Source organism: Rouxiella badensis, from assembly GCF_002093665.1.
Lineage (GTDB): Bacteria > Pseudomonadota > Gammaproteobacteria > Enterobacterales > Enterobacteriaceae > Rouxiella > Rouxiella badensis.
In genome coordinates this window covers 1-18,064 of sequence record NZ_MRWE01000007.1, presented here as the reverse complement: position 1 = coordinate 18,064, position 18,064 = coordinate 1, and the positions used below count along the sequence as shown (strand labels likewise).

The 18,064-nt window shown below is 53.4% G+C and carries 18 protein-coding genes; 9 read left to right on the top strand and 9 right to left on the bottom strand.

Annotated features, from left to right (window positions below):
* Positions 1 to 59 precede the first annotated feature (59 nt).
* Complete coding sequence (locus BS640_RS05770; protein ID WP_017490065.1) at positions 60 to 1,412, top strand: flippase; 1,353 nt, start codon at positions 60 to 62, stop codon at positions 1,410 to 1,412.
* Positions 1,413 to 1,467: 55 nt separating this feature from the next.
* On the opposite strand, the gene BS640_RS05765 is transcribed toward BS640_RS05770, so the two are convergent.
* The 4 genes from BS640_RS05765 to BS640_RS05750 form a co-directional block, all read right to left on the bottom strand.
* Positions 1,468 to 2,586 carry an S-(hydroxymethyl)glutathione dehydrogenase/class III alcohol dehydrogenase gene (locus tag BS640_RS05765; RefSeq protein WP_017490066.1) on the bottom strand — a complete coding sequence of 373 codons (1,119 nt, stop codon included), beginning with the start codon at positions 2,584 to 2,586 and terminating at the stop codon, positions 1,468 to 1,470.
* Positions 2,587 to 2,641: 55 nt separating this feature from the next.
* Complete coding sequence (locus BS640_RS05760) at positions 2,642 to 2,917, bottom strand: metal/formaldehyde-sensitive transcriptional repressor (protein ID WP_017490067.1); 276 nt, start codon at positions 2,915 to 2,917, stop codon at positions 2,642 to 2,644.
* 160 nt (positions 2,918 to 3,077) lie between these two features.
* Positions 3,078 to 4,550: a pyridoxal phosphate-dependent decarboxylase family protein gene (locus BS640_RS05755; RefSeq protein WP_017490068.1), complete on the bottom strand. Its 1,473-nt coding sequence runs from the start codon at positions 4,548 to 4,550 to the stop codon at positions 3,078 to 3,080.
* 18 nt (positions 4,551 to 4,568) lie between these two features.
* Positions 4,569 to 5,954 carry a diaminobutyrate--2-oxoglutarate transaminase gene (locus BS640_RS05750; RefSeq protein WP_026110281.1) on the bottom strand — a complete coding sequence of 462 codons (1,386 nt, stop codon included), beginning with the start codon at positions 5,952 to 5,954 and terminating at the stop codon, positions 4,569 to 4,571.
* Between the two features lie 328 nt (positions 5,955 to 6,282).
* Between BS640_RS05750 and BS640_RS05745 the strand changes: the two genes are divergently transcribed.
* Together BS640_RS05745 and BS640_RS05740 are read left to right on the top strand one after the other, a co-directional pair.
* A complete protein-coding gene (locus BS640_RS05745) occupies positions 6,283 to 7,311 on the top strand; it encodes a glycosyltransferase family 9 protein (RefSeq protein ID WP_084912159.1) in 1,029 nt (342 codons plus the stop codon).
* A gap of 36 nt (positions 7,312 to 7,347) precedes the next feature.
* Complete coding sequence (locus BS640_RS05740) at positions 7,348 to 7,800, top strand: GNAT family N-acetyltransferase (protein WP_084912158.1); 453 nt, start codon at positions 7,348 to 7,350, stop codon at positions 7,798 to 7,800.
* 58 nt (positions 7,801 to 7,858) lie between these two features.
* On the opposite strand, the gene BS640_RS05735 is transcribed toward BS640_RS05740, so the two are convergent.
* Positions 7,859 to 8,416, bottom strand: a complete 558-nt coding sequence (locus tag BS640_RS05735) for a TetR/AcrR family transcriptional regulator (RefSeq protein WP_165429195.1) — start codon at positions 8,414 to 8,416, stop codon at positions 7,859 to 7,861.
* A 155-nt stretch (positions 8,417 to 8,571) separates the two neighbouring features.
* On the opposite strand from BS640_RS05735, the gene BS640_RS22360 reads away from it, so the two are divergent.
* Positions 8,572 to 8,661, top strand: a complete 90-nt coding sequence (locus BS640_RS22360; protein ID WP_081601379.1) for a Hok/Gef family protein — start codon at positions 8,572 to 8,574, stop codon at positions 8,659 to 8,661.
* Positions 8,662 to 8,772: 111 nt separating this feature from the next.
* On the opposite strand, the gene fusA is transcribed toward BS640_RS22360, so the two are convergent.
* Positions 8,773 to 10,878, bottom strand: a complete 2,106-nt coding sequence (gene fusA / locus BS640_RS05725) for an elongation factor G (protein WP_017490073.1) — start codon at positions 10,876 to 10,878, stop codon at positions 8,773 to 8,775.
* A 260-nt stretch (positions 10,879 to 11,138) separates the two neighbouring features.
* Here fusA and BS640_RS05720 point away from each other — a divergent pair, with 260 nt between their 5' ends.
* The gene (locus BS640_RS05720; RefSeq protein ID WP_017490074.1) at positions 11,139 to 11,498 is read left to right on the top strand and encodes an ArsR/SmtB family transcription factor; all 360 of its coding nucleotides are present in this window, start codon (positions 11,139 to 11,141) and stop codon (positions 11,496 to 11,498) included.
* 6 nt (positions 11,499 to 11,504) lie between these two features.
* Here the strand turns inward: BS640_RS05720 and BS640_RS05715 are convergent, their stop codons facing one another.
* Complete coding sequence (locus BS640_RS05715; RefSeq protein WP_017490075.1) at positions 11,505 to 12,416, bottom strand: LysR family transcriptional regulator; 912 nt, start codon at positions 12,414 to 12,416, stop codon at positions 11,505 to 11,507.
* Between the two features lie 115 nt (positions 12,417 to 12,531).
* Between BS640_RS05715 and BS640_RS05710 the strand changes: the two genes are divergently transcribed.
* Both BS640_RS05710 and BS640_RS05705 read left to right on the top strand, forming a co-directional pair.
* Complete coding sequence (locus tag BS640_RS05710; RefSeq protein WP_017490076.1) at positions 12,532 to 13,119, top strand: chromate transporter; 588 nt, start codon at positions 12,532 to 12,534, stop codon at positions 13,117 to 13,119.
* Positions 13,116 to 13,637 carry a chromate transporter gene (locus BS640_RS05705; protein WP_165429192.1) on the top strand — a complete coding sequence of 174 codons (522 nt, stop codon included), beginning with the start codon at positions 13,116 to 13,118 and terminating at the stop codon, positions 13,635 to 13,637. Before BS640_RS05710 ends, BS640_RS05705 begins: the two co-directional genes overlap by 4 nt.
* Before the next feature lie 49 nt (positions 13,638 to 13,686).
* Here BS640_RS05705 and BS640_RS05700 read toward each other — a convergent pair whose 3' ends face one another.
* Positions 13,687 to 14,574 (bottom strand): LysR family transcriptional regulator, encoded by an 888-nt coding sequence (locus tag BS640_RS05700; RefSeq protein ID WP_084912156.1) that lies wholly within the window; start codon positions 14,572 to 14,574, stop codon positions 13,687 to 13,689.
* A 190-nt stretch (positions 14,575 to 14,764) separates the two neighbouring features.
* Here BS640_RS05700 and BS640_RS05695 point away from each other — a divergent pair, with 190 nt between their 5' ends.
* Complete coding sequence (locus tag BS640_RS05695; RefSeq protein WP_084912155.1) at positions 14,765 to 16,003, top strand: MFS transporter; 1,239 nt, start codon at positions 14,765 to 14,767, stop codon at positions 16,001 to 16,003.
* 58 nt (positions 16,004 to 16,061) lie between these two features.
* On the top strand, positions 16,062 to 17,474 hold the full coding sequence (locus BS640_RS05690; RefSeq protein ID WP_084912154.1) for a DHA2 family efflux MFS transporter permease subunit: 1,413 nt from the start codon (positions 16,062 to 16,064) through the stop codon (positions 17,472 to 17,474).
* Here BS640_RS05690 and BS640_RS05685 read toward each other — a convergent pair.
* On the bottom strand, positions 17,475 to 18,064 hold a 590-nt coding region (locus BS640_RS05685; RefSeq protein WP_338153346.1), incomplete at its 5' end, for a GNAT family N-acetyltransferase.

Genomic DNA, 18,064 nt, shown 5'->3' with positions numbered 1-18,064 from the left:
GTATTCGGTACTGGCATTTTTTATTGCTAAATTTCCTGTCTACCAGGCCAACGTTCACCATGAAACAATACATCTCGAAGATCTTCAGCAGCGGATTTATCCGCAATATATCCTGGAATTTGCTGGGATATGCCCTGCCGGTCCTGGTTGCGATCGTTATGATCCCGGTAGTCATGAAGCACACGGGTCTGGAACGTTTTGGGGTTCTGACTCTCATCATTGTGCTGATAGGCTCAATGACCGTCTTTGATTTTGGTATTACACGCTCGGTCACCAACTCGGTGAGAAAATATCTCGATGAGAAAAATGAGCGGGCCATGCTGACCGTGGTGAAAACCGGTTGGTTAATGATCACCTGCGTTTTATTGGTGATTTCGGTACTGTTCTGGGTCGAGAGCCGTTGGATAGCCGAGCATTTCTTTAACGTATCCAATCAGCAGATACGTGAAGAGATCGCCGGTAGCATGAAGATTGTGGCGTTTAGCCTGCCATTTGTTATCGCACAAACCATTTTTGTCGGCGTAATGGAAGCCTTTGGCGCCTTCAAGAAGATAAGCATCGGCAAGGCCCCTTTTTCGATCCTGATGTATCTGGTTCCAATGATCATCTCATTCTTCACCCCAAGTCTGTTCTACATCACCCTTTCACTGTGCATTTTACGCTGCATTATGGCCGTCGCCTTTTACCTGATGATGCGCAGCGAAATTAAAACGGTAACGCCGATCTCGCTGATGAGCGTCCCGACCACCAAAGCTATCGCACTCGAACTGGTCAGGTACGGCGGCTGGGTGTCGGTGGGGAACATCATTGCGCCGATTATGCTCTATATCGACCGCTTCTTTGTTGCGTCTATCGTCGGGGCCACGGTGTTTGCCTACTACACCACGCCTTACGATGTGGTTTCACGTATCGCCATCGTCGCGGTAAGCGTTTGTGGCGTACTGTTTCCGATGCTGGTCACCAAGATTGCGACCGATATTCGCAGTGCTAACGCCTACTTCAACAAAGTCATGCTGGGGATTTTCGCGATACTGGTTATCCCTGCGGTAGCCGGAATTTTCCTGTCGAAATGGTTCCTGTCGGTGTGGATTAATCCAGGATTCGCCGAACACTCGTGGATCATCTTTTCGATGTTTCTGGCGGGGTATCTGGTGCACGGTCTGGTTCAACCGGCCTTCGTGTGGATCCAGGCCTGTGGAAAGCCGTGGATTATCGCGATGTGTGAGATTGTCGACCTTGCGCTGTACGTGATTTATCTGCCGTGGATGACCCATCATTATGGGATTATCGGCGCGGCCATCGCCTGGAACTTCCGTATGCTGCTGAGTCTGGTAGTGCTGCACACCCTCCGCTATGTGCTCTATTCCCGCGAGCTTAAACGCAGTCGGTTGGTTGTTTCTACCCTGTCTTGACCCTGATAATGCCCCGCTCTGCGCCTCTCAGCGCAGAGCGGGGTGACGTAGAGGGTTACTTCTCGCCGAAATGAATTACCGTACGAATTGATTTGCCTTCGTGCATCAGGTCAAACGCTTCGTTGATGCTCTCAAGCGGCAGCTTGTGGGTGATAAACGGATCCAGCTTGATTCTACCCGCCATCGCATCCTCTACCATCCCCGGTAACTGAGAACGCCCTTTCACACCGCCAAACGCTGAACCACGCCATACGCGGCCAGTCACCAGTTGGAACGGACGAGTACGAATCTCCTGTCCTGCGCCCGCAACGCCGATAATCACGCTCTCCCCCCAGCCCTTGTGGCAGCATTCCAGTGCGGCACGCATCACGTTGACGTTGCCGATACACTCGAAGCTGAACTCCACGCCGCCGTCGGTCATCTCAACAATCACCTCCTGAATCGGTTTATCGTAATCATTTGGATTGATGCAGTCTGTTGCGCCCATTTCACGCGCCAGCTCGAATTTGCTCGGGTTGGTGTCGATGGCAATGATGCGACCGGCTTTAGCCTGTACCGCGCCCTGAATCGCCGCCAGGCCGATACCGCCGAGGCCAAAAATGGCCACGTTGTCGCCCTCTTTCACCTTTGCAGTGTTATGTACCGCACCGATACCGGTGGTCACGCCACAGCCCAGCAGGCACACTTTTTCCAGCGGCGCTTCAGGATTGACCTTGGCAAGCGAAATCTCCGCCACCACGGTGTATTCGCTAAAGGTGCTGGTGCCCATGTAGTGATAGATAGGCTCACCGTTGTAGGAGAAACGAGTGGTGCCGTCTGGCATCAGCCCTTTACCCTGCGTCGCACGCACGGCCTGGCACAGGTTGGTTTTACCCGATTTACAGAACTTGCACTCGCCGCACTCGGCGGTATAGAGAGGAATGACGTGGTCGCCCGCCTTCAGCGTCGTTACGCCTTCGCCGACTTCTACGACAATACCGCCGCCCTCGTGGCCCAGAACCGCCGGGAAAACACCTTCAGGATCGTCGCCTGACAGGGTAAATGCGTCAGTGTGGCAAACGCCGGTATGGGTGATTTTTACCAGCACTTCGCCTTTTTTCGGTGGAGCGACGTCGATTTCGACGATTTCAAGCGGTTTGCCAGGCCCAAATGCTACGGCTGCACGTGATTTCATAATGCTTCCTATCGGTAGATAAACAGGTGGCCTTGTCGCCGGTCGGCGCAGAAGGCTATTTCAAATAAGACCGGATGAAGCCAGAGATTTCATCGGTACACTGAGTTCGTTCGTTGAGGGAAGGTTCACCCGCCAACAACGTGTCTTTAAGATGAATTTCCATCATCTCGGCCATCAGGCCATTTGCGGCACCGCGAATGGCGGCTATCTGCTGGAGCATGGCAACGCAGGGAACATCGCTGCCCAGCGCGCGTTCCAGCGCCTCAACCTGTCCGCCAATGCGTCGGATACGGGCTAAGACCTTCTTTTTATCTTCTGCTGAATTTGGCATTCATCGGATCCTTTATACTATAGGGGGGTATAGTATATGCATAAATGAGAGATGGCAATATTGAGTGTAGATAAAGTGGGGGGAATTTCAGGCAATAAAAAAGCCGATAACATCGAGATGTTATCGGCTTTTCAGAGCGTTTAACCGCTGTAGAGACGTATTACGCCGTCAGCAGTTTCTGCGCGGTGCTTTCAACCAGCGCCAGCAGGACTTTGATGTCTTCCAGCGTAACGGTTGGGTTCAGCAACGTCATTTTCAGGCAGGTGATGCCGTCAGATTCAGTGACGCCCACGTTAGCGCGGCCAGAATCCAGCAACGCATCGCCAATCTTCTGGTTAAGCAACGCAATATCTGCATCGCTGCTTGCTGCCAGATGCTCAGGACGGAAGCGGAACAGTACGCTTGCCAGCTGAGGCTCCATCACCAGCTCCAGCGCTGGCTGCTCGGTCACATACTGTGCAACCTGCTGAGCCAAGGTCACGCCATGGTCGATAATCTCTGCGTATTGCTTCTGACCCAATGCTTCCAGACCCATCCACAGTTTCAATGCATCGAAACGACGGGTAGTCTGCAGCGATTTGGATACCAGGTTTGGCACGCCCTGAGCTTCATCAAACTCGGAGTTCAGGTAAGCCGCCTGGTAGCGCATCAGCTCATAGTGGCGCGCTTCTTTGAGCAAGAAGGCACCGCAGCTGATGGTCTGGAAGAACTGCTTGTGGAAGTCCAGAGTAATGGAATCCACCAGCTCAATGCCGTCCAGATAGTCGCGATATTTCTCAGAAAGCAGCAGTGCACCACCCCAGGCCGCATCAACGTGCACCCAGATGTTGTGTTCTGCCGCCAGCGCAGCGATATCACGCAGTGGGTCAATCGCGCCCGCATCGGTAGTACCCGCCGTGGCAACGATAGCCAGAATCTGCTCGCCGTTGGCTTTCGCCAGTTCCACTTTCTCACGCAGATCGTTGAGATCCATACGCGCAAAGCGGTCGGTTTTCACCAGAGTCACCGACTGGTAACCCAGCCCCATCAATGCCATGTTCTTCTGCACAGAGAAGTGTGCATTTTCAGAACAGAAGACTTTGATCTTCTTCAGGTCACCGGTCAGACCGTCCTGCTGTACCGAGTGCCCCTGACGCGCAAAGAAAGCGTCACGGGCCAGCATCAGACCCATCAGGTTACTTTGGGTGCCGCCGCTGGTGAACACACCTGCGTCGCCAGCCTGATAACCTACCTGAGAACGCAGCCATTCAATAAGCTTAATCTCAATGATGGTTGCTGATGGGCTCTGGTCCCACGAGTCCATACTCTGGTTAGTGGCGTTGATCAGCACTTCCGCAGCCTGGCTTACCACCAGGCTTGGGCAATGTAAATGTGCGACGCACTGAGGGTGATGCACCGACAGGCTGTCTTTCAGGAAGAACTCAATCGCACGTTCAATCGCCGCCTGGTTGCCCAGACCCTGTGGATTGAAATCCAGGGTAATGCGTTCACGCAGCTCAGCAACGGTTTTACCCTGATACATCTCGGGTTGTTGCAGCCACTGCACAACCGCCGCGCTACTCTGGGCAATCGCCTGCTGGTAGGCTTCAGTACTTTGCGCAGAAGCTGCCAGAATCGGGTTTAACTTGGACATTAGGGTAAATCACTCCACTCAGACAGGTTTGATGCCAGCGGCCAACAAAGCCTGTTCGAATTTATCCAGGAAAATACCCAGTTCTTCATTGCTGATAAGCAGGGATGGCAGCAGGCGCAGTACGCAACCGCCACGACCGCCACGCTCAAGGATCAGCCCAGCTTCGAAACATTTTTTCTGCAACAGTGCGGACAGCTGTGGATCGGCCGGGTAGCTACCCATGTGATCCGGCGCTTCGTTAGGCTTGACGATTTCCATACCGATCATCAGACCCAGGCCGCGAATGTTGCCGATAACCGGATAACGTTTCTGCAGCTCGGCCAGCTGGCCTTTCAGCCATTCGCCCTGCGCAGCCACTTTATCGGCCAGATTATTTTCTTTCATGTACTTCAGCGTGGTCAGGCCGGTTGCCATAGCAAGCTGGTTACCCCGGAAGGTTCCGGTGTGGTGACCCGGTTCCCAGGCATCGAACTCTTTCTTGATACCGAGAACGGCCAGCGGCAGACCGCCACCCACGGCTTTAGACATAACGATGATGTCAGGCTCAATACCTGCGTGTTCAAAGGCAAACAGCTTACCGGTACGGCAGAAGCCAGCCTGAACTTCGTCGATGATCAGCAGAATGCCGTGTTCGCGAGTCACTTTACGGATGCGCTGCAGCCATTCGACAGGAGCAGGGTTAACACCGCCCTCGCCCTGAACGGCTTCCAGGATCACGGCCGCAGGTTTACGAACACCGCTTTCCACGTCGTTGATCAGGTTTTCGAAGTAATAGGTCAGTGCCTTAACGCCAGCTTCACCGCCAATACCCAGCGGGCAGCGGTACTGGTGTGGGTAAGGCATAAACTGCACTTCTGGCATCATGCCATTGACGGCTTCTTTCGGAGACAGGTTACCTGTTACCGCCAGTGCGCCATGGGTCATACCGTGGTAGCCACCGGAGAAGCTAATCACGCCAGTACGGCCAGTATGCTTTTTAGCCAGTTTCAGCGCAGCTTCAACGGCATCAGCACCGGATGGACCGGTGAACTGCAGGCAGTACTCTTTACCCTGTCCAGGCAGTAAAGACAGCAGGTAAGCCGAGAACTTGTCTTTCAACGGCGTCGTCAAGTCAAGCGTATGTAACGGCAAGCCGCTAGTAATGACATTTTGGATGCTTTGCAGTATGTCAGGGTGATTATGACCCAGAGCCAACGTTCCCGCTCCAGCCAGGCAGTCAAGATATTGATTATTCTCAACGTCGGTGATCCACACGCCTAACGCTTTGGCGATAGCCAAAGGCAGCTTGCGAGGATAACTCCTAACATTCGATTCAAATTCAGCTTGTCTCGCCAAATAGGTTTCATTGTTTCCATTTAATGAATTTGCACCTAAAGTATCAATACGGACTTCATCCGTCATCATATCTCTCCTACAACTCGGGTTATCAGGAACGCCGCAGTTGAATAAATTGAATTGAAAAATTAACCGCTGTGAAAAATCGCGGCCAATATAGGGCTTTTGGGGTATCTTCTCAATAATTTATTTTGTGTAGATTTGTTTATCCTTTTCTATATGAATCAATATGTTGTTGATTTATTGCCCGATCATGCCACAGATAACCTGCCGAGTGGCGTTTAATAAGGCACGAAAAAACCCCTTTTGGCGGAAAAAACCGACCTTTCAGGGGCCGATAACAGGTAAAAAAAGCGGCCAGTACCGACTTTAAAGCAATGTGAATCAACGGATAGCTATGAAACTCAGCCCCGACGACATTCTTTTCCATCGCGGCAGTCTTCTCGACGCCAATGGATTAATCCACGCATCCTACGATTTTGAGCAGGATGACCAAATTCTCGGCGACTACTTTGCCTTGACGCCAGAAATTGGCGTAGCCAATGCCTCGTCTCAGCCTATTGAAACAGACTATTCAACGATAAAAACTCTGCACATCATCAATGGCATGGGTGTCGCTCTTGGCGACTCCATCATTGGACTCACCGCGATTCAAGCCTTACGAACGTTCAATCCTGCGCTCGAGGTTAAAATTTATCGGCCCTCGAAGGCACCCGATTACGTCGAGCAACTCTATGCTTTAGCCGAAGGCAAGGTCGCACACTGCCGGCCCCTTCCCGTTTCACTAAAGGCAATCCCCGAGCAGGATCTACGCATCGATATTGGCAATCATGTTTTTTGGCCCGATTTCTCGACCTTGCCGATGATTGACTTCTTCCTTCAGGCGTTGGGTGTCGCTCCTGACGCGGTATCGCCGTTACTTAAGCGTAACCACTGGCTGCAACAGCTCGAGTTGCCCGCGATCGCTTCACCCTGGCACAGCGGCGGTTATGTGCTGTTTTGCCCGACTGCGAGCACGCCTATTCGCAGCATTCCCGCGAACCTGCACGTCGGCATGGTTGAGCAGCTGTGGCAGAAATATGCACTCCCGATACTCGGGTTTGCGGATGTCGTTCATCCTCGTTACGTGAATATTAGCAGATTCTCAACCAAAACTGTTCATTTTTTAAGCTGGATTAAACATGCAGCCGCATTAATGACCTGCGATTCGGCGGCAGTGCATGCCGCAGCAGGCTTTGAGATCCCCACGACTGCGTTTTTTACCTCGATCTTACCGGAGTTCCGCGTGCGGGATTACCCGCTATGTACGTCGTTTGTCGTGGACGTCCCTGAGCTGGCATTGATGCATACCAGTTCACAGAGTGCGCACATCGCCGCCGTCGAAAAGGCATATCAAAGGCTCGCTAATGATTTACGCCTTCTGTAAGGTCTTTTTTTTGGGATAATCTTTAGGCGGAGACGGATGAAAAAAGATCAAGCCGCATGGCGTCGCGGTGAATACGTCATAACAACCGATAAATCTCCCCTCGACAGGACATTCATTCACGCTTTCCTGAGCCGTTCGACGTGGGCCAAAGGCATCAGCCGGGAACGGCTTGACGCAGCCATCGACAACAGTCTGTGTTTTGGGCTCTATAAAGGCAGTGAGCAGATCGGATTTACACGGCGGGTGACTGACTTCGCCACCTTTGGTTATCTCTGCGACGTGTTTATTATCGAGCACCATCAGGGACAGGGGCTCGCGCGCTGGATGATGAATTATTGTCTTGAACACCCGACCTTAACGCAACTGCGACGCATTATGCTGGTGACCTCAACGGCCGCCGGGTTGTATGAAAAGGTGGGCTATATGCCGGCCAATACCGATAACTTTGTCTGGCAGATAAACCGGCCGGAAATTTATCAGCAGAGCTAAAACTCCCCGCTTCCTGCGTAAGGAATGCAGCAAGCAAGGAGGGTTTTATAGCCGCCTCTCAGCCAAGCATCTTAAGTGCGGCATCAACCACTGACTGCATCTCTTGGCTGCTGCGGCCTGTTTTGCCTACCACCCTCATTCCCTGCGTCATACAGAGAATGGCCGTGCCGACAATTTCTTCATTAACCGTCGAGGCTATCGAACCGTCCTCTTTGCCCCGGAGAATCAGCGCCTTGAGCATATTTTCACTCGCGGCGAGGCTGAGCTTCAGCTTGAGGGCAATCTCGTCGTCAAACGTTAACAGCTCCGTGGTGCCGCTGACGACCAGGCACCCGAGAATTCCCTGTTCACCCTGCGCCGAATTGGCGTAAAAACGCAGCGCATGTTCCAGTTGCTCTCGCCCGGTTATCCCCTGCGAGATGTTGGCGTCTAGCTGGGCATTGCGCACGCTTTTATAACGATCGAAGGCGGCAATAAAGATCGCGCGCTTGTCCTTAAACGCCTTATAAACGCTACCGGAGGCCAGCTCCATTGCCTGGGTTAAATCGCTGATTGAACTGGCGTGAAATCCGCGTTCGGAAAAGACTTTTATCGCCTTGTCCAATGCCTGATCCATGTCAAATTCTCGCGGTCTGCCGCGCTGTCTTGAAATGATATTTTTTTGAGAGGAAATTTTATTTTCATTCATCGGCTCAATATAGAGAATGATGATTTCCTATACAAGAGGTACCTTGAAGCCCCTACCATTAAAAATATTAAACCTTTGACTTTATAATAACGGGCGGTGAGGTATGCGAGTTACATATCAAACGAGGAAATACAGAGATTGCGGCTTTCATGGCCTGTGAACCCCTAAGATAGGGCAAACCAGGGGGGAGTTCGCTCCCACTGGTTGGATTGGCAAACAGTACTCCTGAGCCTCCTTTATTAAAAAGCCAGCCCTTTCAGGCTGGCTTTTTATATTACTTTCAATCACCTGGAACGCGACGAGATAATCTCATCGGCGACGTTACGCGGCGCTTCAGCATAGTGGTGGAACTCCATGCTGTAAGTCGCGCGCCCTTGAGACATTGACCGCAGCACCGTCGAGTAACCAAACATCTCCGACAGCGGGACTTCGGCCTTAATCAGCTTGCCCCCGCCGCCCAGAATTTCCTCCATGCCCTGCACCGTCCCGCGCCGCGAAGACAGGTCACCCATCACACTCCCCGCGTAGTCTTCCGGTGTTTCCACTTCGACTCGCATAATCGGCTCAAGGATAACCGGACTCGCTAACCGTGCCGCCTCTTTGAACCCAAAGATAGCCGCCATCTTGAACGCCATTTCCGATGAGTCCACCTCGTGATACGACCCAAAGGTCAGCGTCACTTTGACATCCACCACCGGATAACCGGCCAAAATACCCGTGTTGAGCGCCTCAACCACGCCTTTCTCCACCGCAGGAATAAATTCACGCGGGACAACGCCGCCCTTCGTCGCATCGATAAAGGAAAAACCTTTGCCCGACTCCTGCGGCTCAAGCGTGAAAACGACGTGGCCATACTGGCCTTTACCGCCCGACTGACGCACAAACTTCCCTTCGACGTCTTCGGCTTTCTTACGCACGGTCTCACGATACGTCACCTGCGGCTTGCCGATATTCGCTTCAACGCCAAATTCGCGCTTCATGCGATCGACGATAATCTCCAGATGCAGCTCGCCCATCCCGGAAATAATCGTCTGCCCAGACTCCTCATCGGTGCGAATACGGAACGACGGATCCTCTGATGCCAGGCGCTGTAACGCGATGCCCATCTTCTCCTGATCGGCCTTGGTTTTGGGTTCAATGGCCTGCGAAATCACCGGCTCCGGGAACTCCATGCGCACCAGCGTGATAATCTCACTCGGATCGCACAAAGTTTCCCCGGTCGTCACCTCTTTTAACCCTACGCAGGCGGCAATATCACCCGCACGGATTTCGTCCACCTCGTGACGCACGTTGGCATGCATCTGCACGATACGCCCGATACGCTCTTTCCTGCCGCGAATCGGGTTATAGACACTGTCACCCTTCGACAGCACGCCAGAATAGACGCGCACAAAGGTCAGTTGGCCGACGTAGGGGTCGGTCATCAGCTTGAACGCCAGCGCGGAAAACTTCTCGCCGTCGTCCGCGTGACGATGCACCTCGTTGCCGTCTTCGTCGGTGCCGATTACCGCAGGAATATCCAGCGGCGAAGGCATCAGCTCCACGACGGCGTCGAGCATGCGCTGTACGCCCTTGTTCTTGAACGCACTGCCGCAGAGCATCGGCTGAATTTCACCGGCAATCGTACGCTGGCGCAGCCCGAAGGTGATTTGGTCTTCGCTCAGCTCGCCCTGCTCAAGATATTGGGTCATCAGCTCGTCGCTGGCTTCTGCCGCGGCCTCAACCATTTTCTCACGCCATGTCTCGGCGCTCGCCTGCAACTCGGCGGGAATCGGGGCATAGCTGAACGTCATCCCCTGCGTCGCGTCATCCCAAAGGATCGCGCGCATCTTGCGCAGGTCAACCACGCCGGTGAAGTGCTCTTCGCTGCCGATTGGAATAACAATCGGCACCGGGTTCGCCTTCAGCCTGTCAATCATCATCTGACGCACTCGGAAGAAGTCAGCGCCGGGGCGGTCCATCTTGTTGACGAACGCCAGACGCGGAACCTTATATTTATTGGCCTGACGCCACACCGTTTCAGACTGCGGCTGCACGCCACCGACGGAGTCATAGACCATCACCGCCCCGTCGAGAACGCGCATCGAGCGTTCAACTTCGATAGTAAAATCGACGTGCCCGGGCGTATCGATAATATTAATACGATGCTCGTCAAACGTGTGGTCCATCCCCCGCCAGAAACAGGTTACCGCCGCCGAGGTAATGGTGATGCCACGCTCTTGCTCCTGCTCCATCCAGTCCGTTGTCGCTCCACCGTCGTGCACTTCACCTAATTTATGGTTCATGCCGGTGTAGAACAGGATGCGCTCGGTGGTGGTCGTTTTACCGGCGTCGATGTGTGCCGAGATACCGATGTTACGGTAGCGCTCGATAGGAGTTTTGCGAGCCATATAATGTCCTTAGTAGAGGATGGCTAATGAATCAGGCGGGAACCATTTCCCGTCGGCGTTGATAGATTGCTGTACCGCGAAAGCATACTACAATTGTACGAGTATATACGAACAATCGTTGTTTACTATCAGTGCTATCGTCCTGCTCTTTGGCAGGAACATTGCATCGGCAAGCGGCTGTGGGCTATGATCCGCGCCTTGCAAAGCCTCGTGCCATCCGGGCTTTTACGCCGACCCTATGAGTATCGAACAGGAAAGATATGATTGCCAACCACCCTGAACGCGAGCAGATCCGCCTCGAAAATGTCCTGACTGCGTTAGGCAATCCATTACGTCTTGCGGTGATACAAAAGCTGGCAGACGGGGGTGAATATCCCTGCGGCATGCTGCTACAGGGGTTATCGAAATCGACGCTGACTCACCATTGGCGGGTGCTACGTGAGAGTGGGGTTATCTGGCAGCGCCCTGACGGTCGTGCCAATCTGCTGTCGTTGCGCAGAGAAGATTTAGATGCGCGATTCCCTGGCCTGCTGGACTCGCTGCTGCACGCGGTTGAAAACGACAATATCACGCTGGAATCCACCGCCCGACATCGACGAAACGACGACGCGGCAATATAAACGCTCCTAACTCATCTCATCAAGCTGGCTTTTAACCAGCGCGCAGAATGTCGCAATCATCGCCGAAGACTCCTTGCGCTGCGCCAAAAACAGCGGCGCATGCAGTTTGGCCTCGTCGGAAAGTGGCAGGTAGACCACGCCCTCACCCCCGAGTCGCACCATACAAGCAGGCACGATCGACACCCCCAATCCCGCCCCCACCAGACTCAGACAGGAGGTCAGTCGCGGCGCCTCCTGAACAATGCGAGGGCTGAATCCCGCGCGATAACAGGCGGCAAGAATCGCGTCATACAATCCCTGTCCGGCCGGACGTCGGTACAGAATGAAGCCTTCGTTAATAAGCGTCTTAAGCTCGACCGCGCCATCGCCAATCTGTGCCAGCGGATGCCCAACCGGCAGCGCCACCATCATCGGTTCCTGCAAGATACGTTCAATTTTCAGCTCCGGCATGCCCAGCACCGGCGTGCGCACGAACGCCACATCGAGCGTACGGTTAACCAGCGCCTGTAACAGCTCGGTACTCCCCGACTCCTCAAGCTGCGCAGTCACCTGCGGATAAACCTCGCGATAGCGCCGCAGCACGGTCGGCACGAAGGCATGCAGCGCAGCCGAGCTGGTAAAACCGATCCGAATATTACCCTGCTTACCTTCGGTGGCTCGCTGCATCGTCGCGCTGAGATTTTCGGCGCGTTCCAGCAGCGCCTTGGCCTCCTGAAACAGCACTCGACCTATCTCGGTCGGTTCAACACCGCGAGGATAGCGCGCCAACAGCTTCACCCCGAACTCCTCCTCCAGGCTCTGCAAAAGCCTTGTGAGGGGAGGCTGCTGGATAAACAGACGCTGCGCCGCGCGAGTGATATTGCCCTCTTCCACCACGGTGACAAATGCCCGTAGACGTTTTAAGTCAATCGCCGCCATACCTTTTAGGTATCCTTTATAGTCTTCAAATGCATTAGACACATTGATATCTCAACTGGCATCATACTTAAAAACCATACCTCAATTAACTCTTTTATTATTACCGAGCCCTTTGATGCCTGCACCCGTGAATAACAATGCCAGTACCGAACAGGTTATCGACTACCACGCGTCTGCGCCCAGCTGCCGTGACCTCTTTATGGGCTTCTTTATTTTAGGACTCACCGGCTTCGGCGGTGTTTTGCCGATGGCGCGCAGGATGATTGTCGAGAAGAAACGCTGGCTTGACGGCAATGAATTTACCGAGTTGCTCGGCCTGTGCCAGTTTTTGCCGGGGGGCAACATCATCAACCTGTCGGTAGCGTTAGGCAACGAGTTTCGCGGACTGCGCGGGGCGCTGGCGGCAATTTTGGGCCTTATCTGCGCGCCGACGGCCATTGTGGTTGGCCTGGGTCTGGTTTATGCCCGCTATCAGAATGACCCGGTGGTCGAGCACCTGTTTGCCGGGCTCGCGGCGGGTGCGGCCGGACTGCTGCTTTCGACCGGCATCAAGATGCTGCTGCCGCTGAAGGGAAAATGGCTCTCGCTGGCTATTGTTGCCGTCGGTATTCTCGCTATTGCCGGTTTACGCCTGCCGATGCTGCTTGTGATGCTGGTGCTGGCACCGGTTAGCATCCTGCTTTACTGGAGAAGCCAGAAATGATCGGCGTATTAATCACGCTGGCGCTGCTGTTTACCCAGCTGTCGGTGATGGCTTTCGGCGGTGGAAACACCATTTTACCCGAGATGCAGCGCGAGGTGGTGCAGAACCACCACTGGATGAGCGCGCAGGAATTTAGCGCCCTGTTCGCCCTTGCACAGGCCGCTCCCGGCCCGAACATGATGATTGTGCCGCTGGTCGGATGGCAGGTTGCCGGATGGGCGGGTCTGCTGGTGTCATCGCTCGCTAAATTTGGGCCGTCGTCAATCATCACCCTGTTGGTGATGCGCGGCTGGAGGCGTTACAAAGACAGGCCGTGGCGTCAAATCGTACAAAGCGGACTCGTGCCGGTGACCGTCGGACTGGTGGTTTCCAGCGGACTGTTGATTGCCGAGGCGTCGGCCACCAGCGTTGCGCTTGGCGGCGTCATCCTGCTCTGCACCGCTTTAGCCATGAACAAGAAAATCCATCCCCTGTGGGTGCTGGCAGTCGGTGCCGTTCTCGGGCTGGTTTTGGCCTGAGTCAGAGGACTAAGTCATACAACCGCGTTGCGACAATCGACAGGTAGCCTCAGGGAAGAAGCTCTTGTCGGTTGACCCCTTCAAACACCTGCTCCAACACGTGAATCACCGCCCTGACTTTGGCCGCGCGCTGTAAATCAGGATGCAGCACCAGCCAGATATCGACCCAGTCCTTGCTCTCGGGAAAAAGACGAATAAGCTGCGGACTCTTGTCGGCCAGAAACGAAGACAGCAGGCCAATCCCCAATCCCTGAAGTGTGGCCGAACGCAGCAATAGCTGTGAGTTTGACTGCATGACGACGTTGGGACTGGTGAGACTCTCTCCGCAAAAATTAGCCCAGTGCCGAGGTACAGCATCGCGCGGAAACATCAGCAGATCGTGCCCCTGTAGCTGTGTGCCTTTTACCGGCATCCCTTTTCTGTCGAGATAGTCTTGAGTGGCATAAAGCCCCATTTCAATCGTAGCGAGCCGCTTGACCACCAGCGTATCCTCTTCAGGACGAACGCCGCGGATAGCCAGATCGGCATTGCGATAGGATATATCATAGACGTTGACCGCCGTCAGCAGCGAAACGGTGATTTCCGGATACTGTTGACGCAGCATTTTAATCGCTGGGATCACAAAGGCCTCCGCCAACGTATCGGTGGTGGTAATCACCACGTTGCCGGACGGACTCTCGTCACCATGGATAGCCTTGCGGTTTATCGCGCTGACGGCGTTTTCCATCTCGATAACGTGGGTCAGCAGCGCTTCGCCGAGCGCGCTGAGTGAAAAGGCCTTAGGCGTGCGAACAAAAAGCTTGGAACCTAAGCTGTCCTCAAGCGCCGTTATTCTGCGGCCTACGGTCGCCTGATCGACATTCAGTTCACCGGCAGCCTTACGTAACGTCCCACAACGCGCTAGCGCAAGGAAAAAACGCGCATCATCCCAATTCATGTTGAAATTTCCGTTTCCCAAGAGGGTTTATGTTAAGCATGCAATATTGAATCACCGTGATGCATTCTTGTCGATTTTTTCTCTTTTTACTCAAGGCTATGATGCGCGCATCCCCTGAATCCGCCCGCCATACATCGACACGTATGGCGGGCGATTGCCGGGTCATCCATTGGGTTCTCAGGAGTACCGCATGTCATCAAGTCTTAACGTTGAACAGCTCACCTCCCGGCCGTCTGCCGGTAAATCACATTTTGCCATTTTACTGTTTCTTTCGATGGCACTGATGGCTGCACTGCTCAACAGCAGCGCACCGACGCCGCTTTATCCCCTCTATCAACAACATTTAGGTCTGAAAGCGATCAGCCTGACGATAATCTATGGCGCTTACGCCGGGGGCGTTCTTATCTCGCTGCTGGGTATCGGCAATGTGGCCGGACGCATTACCGATCTGCGGCGCGTCATTCTGCCTGCCCTGCTGATTGTGTTCTGCGGTGCGCTGCTGTTTTCGCTGGCCGATACCTTTTGGCTGCTGTTTTTTGCCCGTTTGCTGGCAGGCGTAGGGACCGGGGCATTAACCGGGGCGGCTAATATTGCCCTGCTGCGCTTCGGCCCCCAAGATTCTGGCAAAATAGCCGCATTAATTGCCACCGTCTCTTTTACTACGGGTCTTGCGCTCGGTCCTATTTTCAGTGGCATCGCCCTGCAAACGGGATTTCATCCCACTACGTTACCGTTCATGATAATCATGGGTCTGGTGGCCATTGCCATGGCGGGGGTCTCGTTGAACTGGCCGTTGAGCGAGAAAGTTTCTTTGACTCCCCTCTCTTCCGAACCGCTGCACGGTGGGGATACCAGCCTGAAGTCAGGCCTCAAGGCGACGGGAGCAAAATTCGTCTTGTGTGCCCTCGCGCTATTCACCTGCTGGGGCGTCGCCGCCAGCATGCTGTCCCTCGGGCCCAATGTTGCAGAGAGGCTGCTGGGACTGCATAACCGCGGCGTATTTGGCTATGTGATAGCAGCCTATCTGAGTATCGCTGGCATAAGCCAGATCCTCAGTCGCGGCATTAACGCCCGTCACTCGCTGATTGTTGGCTGTCTGATGCAGGCGTTGTCGGTGATTATTTTTTCCGCCGCCATTGCCTGGCACTCCCTCGCGCTGGCGGCAGTTGGCATCGTTATTGGAGGTTATGCCTATGGCGCTATTTTTGTCGGCAGCGCGACGCTGCTGAACAGGATTTCCCCCAAGGCCAGCCATGCCCGTTTAATCTCGCTGTTTTATGTGATTGCTTACGTCGGCAATTGGGTGCCGATTCTACTGGGTAAGGTAATCGATTCTGGCGGTCTGTTGCTGGCGTCGCATCTGCTGTTTACGCTGAGTACCCTCACCTGCCTGATATTGGCCTTCAGCGTAACAAAAACCGATTTTTAAAGGCGCAGCTTTACCGGCCCCTTGAGCGTTCAATGCTATAGTTGCTTCAGGGGGTAACATGCCAAATCCTGAGCCACAGACCGATGAATCAGAATACGTTACCGAAACGGGAGAAGTCAGTGCCACACTGTGGAAAATTGCCTGCGTCACGATGCTTGGCTCTTTTATGTCTCAGCTCGACTCTACCCTGGTCAACGTCTCGCTAGACAGCCTTTCGCACGACCTGCACGCTTCGCTGGCGACGATTCAATGGGTCATCAGTGGCTATCTCCTGGCGCTGACGCTGGCGTTGCCTCTCAACGGCTGGCTGGTGAGTCGTTTAGGGACTAAGTCAGTGTATATCGCCTGTTTTATGGCCTTCACCCTCACCTCGGCGCTCTGTGGGCTGGCCTGGTCGGCAAATTCGCTGATCGGCTTTCGTATTTTACAAGGCATGAGTGGCGGCCTGCTCGCGCCCATGGCACAAACAGTGATAGCGCGAGCCGCAGGCAAAAATTTGGCGCGGGTGGTCGGATATATTTCCGTGCCCGTGCTGCTGGCACCGGTATTTGGCCCCGTCGTTGCCGGGAGCATTTTGCACTTCGCCTCGTGGCGCTGGCTATTTCTGATCAATATCCCGATTGGGATCGTCGCCATTGCGTTAGCGTTTCGCTTTCTGCCGAACGCTCCTCAAGAGACCATCAAAAGCCCGCTCGACTGGCTCGGGCTTGCCCTGCTTTCACCGGGATTGGTGATGTTTCTCTACGCCGCCGGACAAATTTCAACGCCCTCAGGGCAGATAATCCTCAGCGTTTCCCTGCTTCTGATAGCCGCATTTGTGTTTAATGCCCGTAAAAAACGGCAGCGTGCGCTGATAGACATCGCGTTATTCCGCAATAAAACCTTCTCAGTAGCCGCTATCACACAGTTTCTAACCAACGGCGTGATATTCTCGGGACAAATGCTTATTCCGCTCTTTCTAATGCGTCTAGGCGGTTTTTCACCTACCGAAATGGGGTGGATGATGTTGCCACAGGGATTGGGGATGATGTGCGCCAATCCGCTAATGGGGATGCTGACACAGCGTTTTGGAACTCGCTACGTGTCGGCAGGAGGAGCACTGCTCTCGCTGCTGGGATGCCTGCCTTTTATCCTGATGGCGGCAGAAGGAATTCCTGTGCCGGTGCTGGCATGTTCGCTGTTCATTCGCGGTGCAGGGCTCAGCGCCACGGGGATTCCCTCTATGGCGGCAGCCTATAGGTCAGTAGAAAGCAACGTCTTGCCGATGGCCACCACGACGCTCAATATTTCACAACGAATAGGCGGACCCACATTGACAACACTTTGCGCACTATTTCTTCAGTGGCAGATCGACCTTCAGACGCACATTACCCCATCTTCACGTCCCTATCTCTCCGCGTTCATCCTTTTAAGCGTACTGCACAGTTTAATTATCATCAGTGCAATACGCCTGCCGAAAAGAAAGGATTAATCATGCCTGAGCGATATCCCTTTCAATATAATGATGATTATCTTTATAAAACTCGGTCATTATTACCGGCATGTCTATTTCGTAATAAAAGTTGGTGGCATCTTCGCTATGAAAACGTTGGGATATTTTCTTTATAAAGCGAAGGGCCATTGCATGATCTTTACGTGCATCGACAATCACTTTTTTCATCCCTAATTCATCCATGGCTTCACAGAGTAATAAAATACTTTCTACTGCCGATGTCATCGTTTTATTCTCATTAAGAATCCAACTGCCGCACTGTGCGGTTTTCTTCTCATTATCAATATTATAAGCGCGTAAAGAACCCACTGACTGAGCATTATCGACGCGTTGAATGAGAAAATAACACTCTTCCCCTGCATCCTCACGCTTTTTATATTGCTCTAACCAACGTTTTTGTTGCAAGGGGTCATCATCGACAATACTCAGAAATTTCGTACTCTTAGGCGCAACGCGTAGGCTATGTATAAACTCGTAATCACTAATTTCTACCGGACGTAGAACTATTGTTTTGCCATGAAAACTTTTCATTAGTTTTACCCTCTTGGATAAAATTATTAAAATTATAG

Coding starts and splice junctions, on each gene's coding strand:
- BS640_RS05770 (WP_017490065.1), top strand. CDS start 60: ATGAAACAATACATCTCGAAGATCTTCAGCAGCGGATTTATCCGCAAT.
- BS640_RS05765 (WP_017490066.1), bottom strand. CDS start 2,586: ATGAAATCACGTGCAGCCGTAGCATTTGGGCCTGGCAAACCGCTTGAA.
- BS640_RS05760 (WP_017490067.1), bottom strand. CDS start 2,917: ATGCCAAATTCAGCAGAAGATAAAAAGAAGGTCTTAGCCCGTATCCGA.
- BS640_RS05755 (WP_017490068.1), bottom strand. CDS start 4,550: ATGTCCAAGTTAAACCCGATTCTGGCAGCTTCTGCGCAAAGTACTGAA.
- BS640_RS05750 (WP_026110281.1), bottom strand. CDS start 5,954: ATGATGACGGATGAAGTCCGTATTGATACTTTAGGTGCAAATTCATTA.
- BS640_RS05745 (WP_084912159.1), top strand. CDS start 6,283: ATGAAACTCAGCCCCGACGACATTCTTTTCCATCGCGGCAGTCTTCTC.
- BS640_RS05740 (WP_084912158.1), top strand. CDS start 7,348: ATGAAAAAAGATCAAGCCGCATGGCGTCGCGGTGAATACGTCATAACA.
- BS640_RS05735 (WP_165429195.1), bottom strand. CDS start 8,416: ATGGATCAGGCATTGGACAAGGCGATAAAAGTCTTTTCCGAACGCGGA.
- fusA (WP_017490073.1), bottom strand. CDS start 10,878: ATGGCTCGCAAAACTCCTATCGAGCGCTACCGTAACATCGGTATCTCG.
- BS640_RS05720 (WP_017490074.1), top strand. CDS start 11,139: ATGATTGCCAACCACCCTGAACGCGAGCAGATCCGCCTCGAAAATGTC.
- BS640_RS05715 (WP_017490075.1), bottom strand. CDS start 12,416: ATGGCGGCGATTGACTTAAAACGTCTACGGGCATTTGTCACCGTGGTG.
- BS640_RS05710 (WP_017490076.1), top strand. CDS start 12,532: ATGCCTGCACCCGTGAATAACAATGCCAGTACCGAACAGGTTATCGAC.
- BS640_RS05705 (WP_165429192.1), top strand. CDS start 13,116: ATGATCGGCGTATTAATCACGCTGGCGCTGCTGTTTACCCAGCTGTCG.
- BS640_RS05700 (WP_084912156.1), bottom strand. CDS start 14,574: ATGAATTGGGATGATGCGCGTTTTTTCCTTGCGCTAGCGCGTTGTGGG.
- BS640_RS05695 (WP_084912155.1), top strand. CDS start 14,765: ATGTCATCAAGTCTTAACGTTGAACAGCTCACCTCCCGGCCGTCTGCC.
- BS640_RS05690 (WP_084912154.1), top strand. CDS start 16,062: ATGCCAAATCCTGAGCCACAGACCGATGAATCAGAATACGTTACCGAA.